The organism is Chitinophaga nivalis (assembly GCF_025989125.1).
In the GTDB taxonomy this organism is placed as follows: Bacteria; Bacteroidota; Bacteroidia; order Chitinophagales; family Chitinophagaceae; genus Chitinophaga; species Chitinophaga nivalis.
Genome location: NZ_JAPDNR010000001.1, coordinates 6,378,544 through 6,388,509 on the forward strand (window position 1 = coordinate 6,378,544; position 9,966 = coordinate 6,388,509).

Annotated in this window: 1 protein-coding gene; it reads right to left on the minus strand. The window is 49.4% G+C overall.

Annotated elements, in window-relative coordinates:
• Positions 1 to 9 precede the first annotated feature (9 nt).
• A complete protein-coding gene (locus OL444_RS23445; RefSeq protein WP_264729406.1) occupies positions 10 to 9,963 on the minus strand; it encodes an SDR family NAD(P)-dependent oxidoreductase in 9,954 nt (3,317 codons plus the stop codon).
• Positions 9,964 to 9,966 lie beyond the last annotated feature (3 nt).

Below are 9,966 nucleotides of genomic sequence, written 5' to 3' on the forward strand. Positions count from 1 at the left end.
TTTTTTTTCTCAGTTATAAGTTTCCCAAATCATTTTTTCGGCAAATACAGCTGTGGTATTTACAGCGTCAGGTGGAAGCGTAGGTAATTGTCCGTTTCGCACATTTTTCTTTTTTAAGGCAAGCGCAGGTATCGGTGCTCTTGGGGCTGCCATTGTTTTTTCAGGAGCCGCCAGAATCACATGGGCATTTGTACCTCCATCGGCAAAACAATTCAGTGCCGCTATTTTCCCATCCCATTCTTTTAATTGTTTATTGAAGTAGAAAGGCGAAGTGGCCATATTGTAATGTTGCATGGGTTCATCTCCGGAAATAAACGGTACCTGCTGCTGATGCATCAGCATTAACACCACCTTGATAAATCCGGCGATTCCTTCCGCACACAACGGGTGACCGATATTAGGTTTTACCGATCCTAATGCACACGGCATATCCGTGGCTTTGCGATAGATGGCCTCCATTCCTTTCAGCTCCAGCAGATCTGTCACCTCCGATCCGGAACCATTGGTTTCTATGTAGGAAACCTCGTGCGGAGATATCCCGCTGCGTTGCAAAGCCGTACGCATCACTTCTTTCTGTGCCACAATATTGGGGGTGGCAGGACCTGCCGTACGGCCATCATTATTGATTGCCAGCCCTTTTATCACGGCATAAATTTTATCTCCGTCCTGCAGTGCCTGCCGGCGGCTTTTCAGAATAACGAAGCCGGCTCCTTCTCCCAGTACAATGCCTTCTGCTCTCTTATCAAAAATGTGGAACTGTGCTGCTTTACTCAGCAGATTACGCTGATCAAACATATCATGTGCCTTATCATTCACCAGCAATCCTACACCACCAATCATGGCCGCTTCTATTTCACCCCGGCGGATCGCCTGTATGCCCAGTTCCATGCCTACCAGCGCAGAAGAACAGGCAGTATCTACCACCAGGCTGGGACCATGTAAATCAAAAAACCGGGAAATATTTGCGGCGAAATAATTCTGGCCCAATGCCATGATCGGGTTCTTCATCTTTTTCAGGGCTTCTTCTTCCGGCCTGTGCTGGCTACGGCCGCCAATGTATACGCCAACCTGTTTTCCCTTTACTTCCTGCGACGTATAACCGGCGTGATGCCAGGCATGCAGACTTTCTTCCAGCAGTACAAGTGCCTGCGGGTCCATAGCAGCTGCATCTTCCGGTGGAATGATAAAATAATCTGTATCAAAATGAGTGATATTATCTACCAACCCCGCATAATACTTCCGCGTACTTCCCCAACGTTCAAACGGTACGGCAGCAATGGCGCTACGGCCTGCAGACAACAACTCCCAGTACCCGTTCAGGTCTGGCGCCTGCGGGAAACGGCACGACATACCGACTACAACAATATCATCTGTTACCGCCACATCAGCGGCAACAACTGGTTGTACCGCAGCGGTATCCGCTATTACGGCGGCCGGCAATGGCGCAGCCACTACTGCTTCATTGAAAAATCCCGCTAACGTAGTAGCATATTCCTCCTGCATCCATGCTGCCAGCAATACAATCGTAGATTGTTCGAGCAGAATAGAAGGATCCATGGTTACGCCCAATTGTTTTTCAATCTGACGCCGGATATGCGATAACAGGATAGAGTCTGCCCCATAATCCGGGAAAGACTGCCGGATATTAAACCGGCTTTTATCTATCTTTAATTCTTTTATAAAAATATCGGTCAGCCACGCTATTAAGGCCGGAGATTCCGCAGCAGCTACCTGTACCGGCGCCGCCACAGGCGTGCCGACGATCGGTGATACCGGCATTACTTTCCGTAACAAAGTATCCCGCTGCCAATGTTCGCGGGTGGCCAGTACCGGTAATACCACCGGTCCATACCGGTGTTGCAGTATCTGATCCAGCAGTGCCAGGCCTGCTTTATCTGTAAGGGTCTGTAAGCCCGTTTGTCCGTATACGTTACTCTTCACCTCACCCAGTCCGGTTTCTTTCCAGCTGGGCCATTGTATACTTTGCACCGGACAATTACCGCCGGCATGAGCAGCGGCGAAATAATCCAGATAGGCATTCGCCATCGCATAATCACTTTGTCCGGCGCCTAAAGCAGGAATGATCGCAGACACCGATGAAAACAGGATAAAACATTGCAGGGGTTCCTGCTGCAATGCCTGGTACAAATGCACGATACCCGCTACTTTGGGCGACAAGACACGCGCAACATTTTCAACAGACTTCCGGATAAAAGCGGAAGTATCTTCATCCACCAATCCTGCTGCATGTATCACCCCGCCGACACGTTTTCCCCGGGCATGCAAATCAGCGACCAGGGCCTGCACCGCACCGGAATCGGTTAAGTCTGTTGCCGGCGTTTCCACCACCACACCGCGGGCAGACAAAGCAGACAGATTACGTAGTTTCGCTGCATGTTTGCCTCCTTCGGCAATATGTTGTTCCCAGTCGTTATACGCAGGCAACACTTCTCTTCCGGTTAGTACCACATGACGGATACCATATCTGCTGACAAAGTGGTTGGCACATAAAAGTCCTAATCCACGGGTGCCCCCTGTAATCAGTAATACATCTTCCGGGTTAAATACCCGCGCTGCCGGCTTAGTGGCCGCCAGTGCCGGTGTCAGTATACTTTCATAGTACGCCCCTTCCCGGTAACAAACTTCCGTAGCAGCGCCGTTCCACAGATATACCGCGATGATGACATCTGCCAGTGTAGCCGTATCCGTGGTGGTTAATACATCCAGGTGGCAACTGTGCACCTGCTTATATTCCGCTCCCAGCATGCGATACAATGCGGCCTGTAATGCCCCGGCAGGATTTACCCGGTTATTCCGGTAAGCTTCTGCATCTCCTGTTACTCCCAGGCAACGTAGTCCGTTCTTTGATCCACCTTCTATCAGTTCCTGCAACAGTGGCAACCAGGCTGATATCTCCGGATCATTTGACTGATAACCGGTGAGATCTATTACCCCATCCGGATTCACCGGTAAGGTTGCTGATGCAGCAACGGTTACCAACACACTGCCGGGGAGCTGTGCAGCAATGGCCGTTCCCAGCGCATGGCTGTTTTCCGTTACCAGGATGGCTGTTGCCGACGCCTGGTTACGTTGGGGCGACAGCGTTAGCGGCGTCCATCCCTTCTCCAGAAAATCTGTTATCAACGAAGTGGCCGGGCTGGTCATCAATGGCAATACGCCATCGCTTCCATTATCTGCCACCCAGTAGGTTTCTTTTGCAAAAGGATAGGTGGGTATATGTATACGTGCCGGTAAGTTTGTACCATACAGCAGCGGCCATGTTATGTCATGTCCTTTGCAATAAAATCCGGCTAATGCAGTTAATTGTGTAAGATAATTTTCCGGTTGCCGGGATACTTCCAGGGCCTTTAACAACAAGGTACGGATAGTAGTTCCCTGTGTTTTGTCTTCCGGATTTTCTTTGCTGACAATACCTTCAAAGGCATACGGCGTGTCTTCTCCTGCCAGTACCTTTTTCCATGCGGCGATGGCTGCTGCGCTATCCTGTACCAGCAATGCCTGCCGGTGGTTAAAATGCTGCCGGCCATGTTGCAGGGTAAAGCTCAGGTCCTGCAGGGAAATGGCGGGTTCATTTTCCAGGAACGTCACCATCTCCCGTATTTTTTCCTTTAATGTCTCCGCCGTTTTAGCAGATAATGGCAACAGGTAATAAGGGCGCCCTTCCCCCGCAAGCGGGGTTGACCTATAGTCTGACAGTACAGCGTGTGCATTGGTGCCACTCATGCCAAAGGCACTCACGGCGCCCAGGCGCGCCCTGCCGGATGCGACTTCCCATACCTGGTTTTTTGTATTCACATAAAAGGGACTTTTATCCCAGTTAATAAATTCATTTCGTTGTTCAAAGTGCAGGCAGGCCGGTATCGTCTGGTGTTTCATCGCCAATACCATATTCACCAGACTTAACAATCCGGATGCCGCAAACGTATGTCCGAAATTCGTTTTGGCAGAAGTCAGTGCGCAATACGATTGTTTGTCGGTATACTTTTTAAAGGCGGTTGTCAGCGCATTTACTTCCACAGGATCACCCAGGCGGGTACCTGTGCCATGTGTTACCACATAAGAGATATCGGCCGGATTAATGTGATAGCGATCGTAGGTTTCTTTCAGCAAATCTGCCTGCGCAATACCACCAGGAGCAGTAATACCGTTGGTTTTTCCATCGTAATTCAAACCGCTTCCCTTTACGATGGCATGAATCGGATCTCCATCTTCCAGGGCGCGCGATAAACGTTTTAATACAACGGCTACCACAGCTTCTCCCGGCACCATGCCATTCGCTCTTTTATCAAACACAAAACATTTTCCATCCACCGATAACATGCCCGCTCTGCTCATGCCTACATAAGACATCGGGGTAAGCATCAGATTAACGCCTGCTGCAATGGCTGTATCGCACTCCTTGTTCTTTAAACTGAGACAGGCCTGATGCAAAGCCACCAGCCCGGAAGAACAAGCCGTATTAATGGCCAGTACCGGGCCATTTAAATCGAGGAAATAAGATAACCTGGCAGCGAGTATACCATCGTGGGTAGAAGTCACGCCGCCATCTTTTAACGCCAATGCCTGATAGTCGCCCTGTTCTACGCCTACAAACATGCCTGTTTTTCCTTTTTTCAACTGAACAGGTCCATAGCCCGCATCTTCCAATGCACGCCAGGATTCCTGCAGCAACAGCCGCTGACGCGGATCCATCGTTTCCGCTTCCCGGGGAGAAATTTCAAAAAACAGGGGGTCAAATTCCTTTACACCAGGTACACATCCGCACCATTTTGTTTTGATCTTTTCGGGGTCTTCTGTTGTATCATCAAAATACTGGCGCCAATCAAACCTGTCAGCCGGAATTTCGGCTACTACGTCTTTATTTCCGGCAAGGATCTCCCACATGTCGCTGATATTGCGGGCCTGCGGGAAACGGCCACTCATGCCGATAATGGCAATATCGTCTTGACTGCTGCCAGGTGCAGCGATGGTAGCCGGTGCTGTTGCCACCTTCGTATCTTCCTGCAGTGCGGCAGGCGGCAAAGGCGCCACTGCTGCAACGATAGCTTGTTGTTCTTGTTGTTGTATACTGCCTTCCTGATAAAATGCCTGCAATACAGCGGCATGTTCTTCCAGGAAGTAATGACATAGTTTCAGCAGATTAGGATATCCAAAAAAGACAGCAGGTGTGATGGTTGTTTCGAAATGCTTCGTTAATGCGGAAGCCAGTCGTGTAAGACTTACCGAATCGTAGCCCATATCCACCAGATTTTCTTCCGGATCTAATTGTTGGGGGGTCAGTTTTAATACTGCTGCGATCTGCTCCCGCAAATCCTTTTCCAGACAATCTTCCAGGGAAAGACTTTCCATCGCTGGCTGCCGGCCTTTACCAGCAGGCACTTCCACGGTCACGATGGTGACTGCTTCTTTAGGCTGACAACCCAGGAATTGTTGTACCCGTTCCGGCTGCCCTTTGATCACCAGCACCTGACTGTGATCCGCCGATAATATCTGTTCCAGCAGCGTCAATCCTTCTGCAGTTTCCAGTAAACCCTGACCGCTGGATTTGAGATACATCTCCACCTGGTCCTGCTCATGTACGCCCATTCCTCCCTGCCGCCATAAAGGCCAGTTAATGGCCACTGTTTTTCCATATCGCTGCCCGGCAGCTACCTGCTCATTTCGCCAGGCAGCATAAGCCATCTGGAAACGATTGCCCACGGCATAATCGCAGGTGCCAAAATCGCCCAGCACAGCAGCAGAAGAAGCGTAATAACAAACAAAATCCAATCGTTCGGTAGCCAGCAATTCATCCAGTATACGGGTACCTGCTGTTTTAGGCGCCGTCACCCGATTGAAATCTGCCAGTTGTTTATCGGCAATACTACCGCCTCCTTCCAGGCCTGCAATGTGAAAAACGCCATTGATGACATTACCTCCGGCGCGCATTGCTTCCAGTCCTTTTTCCATGGCTGTTACATCACAGACATCCGCCTGTATATAATAAATGCGCCCACCGAAAGATTGCAACCGGTCGAGCAAGGCCTGTTTCGGCTTGTCCAGCGGAGAACGACCGGTGAGTATCAGGTTGGCCTGGTAAGTGGTGGCCAGATAATCTGCCAGCATAATACCCAAACCTCCAAAACCACCCGTAATGAGGTAGGTACCTCCTGCTTTGAGCGGGGTCGTCTGCGGCAGCGTTACCGGCTTTACCTGTTGTATATAACGTACTTCTTCTTTGTACAGAACACTGGCGGTAGCCGGTAATTCTCTCAGGATCTGCAACACACTATCTGCATAGGATACCCAGGTAGATTCGTATAAGCCTGTCAGTTGTATATCCGGTAATACAAAGCCCAGTGAACGTTCAAATCCTATCCAGGAAAGCGGATGGGTATCTGCCGGGTTACCGGTCAGTATCACGCGGTGACGTTTTCCGCTGTATTTCCCCAATGCCTGTATCAGATGGAATACCGGCGTGTAATCGTCTCCGTTATCCCACTTGCAAACGATGCCATCCAGGTGGCCTTCCTTGAATACCAGCTCCATCAGCTGTTGATAATGACTGCTGTCATTCACATCCAGGACAAAGTGTGCCGCATCCTGTTGCTGGAATAATGCACCCGCAGCCACAAAGATGACATGGCTATCCGGTGATATCTGCGCCAGGGCTTCCCGGAATTCTTCGTATCTGTATGTTTCATTCAAAAAACAAAGCAATCGTTTTGCACCCGTAGGAATATCCGGAACCGGCGCCGGTTCCCAGGATTCCACAAAGGTGAGCAAAGCGTTATCGGTTGCCGGCTTCACTACCTTTTCAACTACCGGAACAACCGGCTGGGTTCCCAACGGCACTTCATTTTTTTCTATCCCTGGTGTTGCAGCAGGCAACGCCGGGATCCAGTATTTTTCTTTGGCAAAAGGATATACAGGCGCACTGATACGACCCGGTGTATGATGCTTATACAGCATCGTCCAGTCTATCACAAATCCCGCGGTCCACAGACCGGCAATTTTATCCGGCTTACCTTTCGACAACCAGCTATCGATCAACACCTGTGCATCTTCATCCTGCTCTAAAAAACTAAACCCTGCTTGTTTCTTTTTGATATTACCGGTAAAACAACCACTGACAGCCCCTTTATCCTGTATAAAGGCTGTTAATTGCGCAATGAGTGCAGAGAGGCTATCGCTCACAAATACCACGCGTTCTGCCAGCTGTATTCTGCCGAGTTGTAAAGTATAGGCCAGAGAAGATAAAAATCCTGTTTCCGAAATGGCAGCAGGATCTACTGCCTGGAGATAAGCCAGGAGTTTTACTGCGTATGCCCGTAACCGTATTTCATTTTTAGCAGAAAGCGGAATCAGGTAAGTTACCTGCCTTTCAGCTATTCTTTCTTCCTGTGCCGGTACATATTCTTCCAATATGATGTGCGCATTGGAACCAGTGGCCCCAAAAGAGCTCAGGGCAGCACGGCGCGGATAGTGCTTAGACTGTCCGGCTTCATTGATCACCGGCTGTTCCCAGTCAGTAGTAGTACGTTGGATATAAAAGGGCGTATCCGACAGCTGCAGCAATGGATTTTCTTCTGCAGCATGTAATGAAGGCACCAGTTTTTTATGATGCAACTGTAGAATTACTTTCGTCAGTCCACTGATGCCGGCTGCTGATTCAGCATGTCCTATATTGGATTTTACGGACCCGATAGCACAAAACTGTTTATCTGCCGTAAATTTTTGGTAGCTTTTTACCAACCCCTGTATTTCAATCGGATCACCCAAAGCCGTACCGGTACCATGTGCTTCCACATAGCTGATGGTTCTGGGATGAATACCGGTTTTTTCCAGACAGGCCGTAATCATATCTGCCTGGGCAACCGGACTGGGTACCATTAAACCGCTGACAGTGCCCACATGATTGATGGTACTTCCTTTAATAACAGCATAAATATGATCCTTATCCGCGATCGCTTTATCCAGTGGTTTCAACAATACCGCCCCTACGCCTTCTCCGGAAACATATCCATCTCCGTCTTTCCCGAAAGTATGACAGTAGCCATCACTGGAATGCATATCCGACATACCATAGGTAAGGTACTTTGCCGGATGCAGCGAAAGATTCACGCCACCTGCCAATGCAGCTTCACACTCCCCGCGCAGGATACTTTCTATTGCCAGATGCAGCCCTGTAAGGGAAGAAGAGCAGACCGTATCTACCGCCATACTGGGACCATGAAAATTACAGAAGTAAGATACCCGGTTGGCAATAGGCGCATAATTCAGGGATAGCGGAAAATCCAATCCCTTTGCTACCGCTTCAGCAGCCAGTATGGTATAATCCTTATGCATGACGCCTACAAAAACGCCTACCGCCTGCCTTTTATCAGGTCCGCGTTGCGTGCTTAATCTTTCCGGCGTATACCCTGCATCTTCCAGTGTTTCCCAGCACACTTCCAGGAACAGTCTTTCCTGTGGGTCCATAATTTCGGCTTCCCGCGGAGAAATCCGGAAGAACTGCGGATCAAAACAATCTGCATCATCAATAAAACCACCCCATCTGGAAATTTTCTTCCCACCGGGAGAACGTTTATGATCAAATGCTTTCCAATCCCATCTGGAAGCAGGAATGGTGGTAATGCCATTTTTCCCTTCTGTGAGATGTTGCCAGAAGGTAGCCATATTATCCGCACCCGGATAACGTCCGGCAATACCGATGACAGCAATATCCTGCCCGGCAGTATTTCGTGGCTGCGTTGGCGTTATGGCAGCAGCAACAGCTACTGGAGCAGCTATCGGCGCAGGAGCTGCAGGCGACACCGCAGTTGCCTGTTGCTGAAAAGCGGCCGCATGATGTGTTGCCAGGTATTGTGATAACTGCGGGATAGTAGTATACTCAAATAACAGTACCGGTGTCAGTCTGGTATTTACCCGTTTGCTTATCTCCCGGATGATCTCCAGTAATTCACTGGAACTTAGTCCTAACTCATGATAGCCTGCCGCTATTTCCACATCATCCAAAGGAATATGTAAGTACTCTGCAATCAGGCTCCGGAGAAAATACTGTATATCTGCGATCAGGCCGGTATGATTGACAGCAGCAGGTGAAGAAGCCACCGCGGGTTGTCTGCCGGCAGCAGGCTTCACTGCTGCCGCAACGGGCAGTTGTTTGGAAACAAAATTCTTTAACTCACCCACCTTCCTGCCGGCCGGATCAAAAAAATCTATTGTTACGTATAACAGTTCATTACTGCTTTGCACAGCAGCCGGCAGAATTCTGGCGATAACCTGTCCGCCCCAGGCAGCAGATGCCCGGAACGATTCATAATAAAGTGGCAGATACAATTGCTGCCGGTCTTCCACCAATGATTTCACCAGTTCAGAAGAAGCAATAACACTGCTATCTATCAATGCCGGATGAAAAAGCAGATCGGGATCTCCTCCATCTGCCGCATGAACAAAAATGTAATGCGCATCATTATTTATGTAGATAGCACCGTTTGTTTTCATAAAGCCGGTATGCACCAATCCACGACTGGCGCACTGCGTATATATTTCTTCCAGGTCAATGATCTTATGCGCAGCCTGTTGTACCACATCCGGCGATAGCACCTCTTCAAAACTGACTGCTGTCAGCAGGTTCATATCAGCCGTTGCATATATCCGTCTTTCTCCGGTAGCCACTCCCTCCTGCAATATTTCACCAGACACCTGTATTTCCCAATGTTGTTGCAGCCGGTCTGCCGTACAGGTGATATACAGGGATACCGGCGCGGTTGCCGTTACCACCAACGGATGATGAATCGTCAGGTTAGCCAGTTCCAGCAATGGCACGGCATAACCATGCTCGCTGAAAACCTGGTAAAGCATATCGATGTAGGCCAGTCCGGGTAACAATGCTTCTCCGTTTACCAGATGATTGCAGATAGCCGGATGATGAATATGAATGATAAATTGATCCTGCATGAC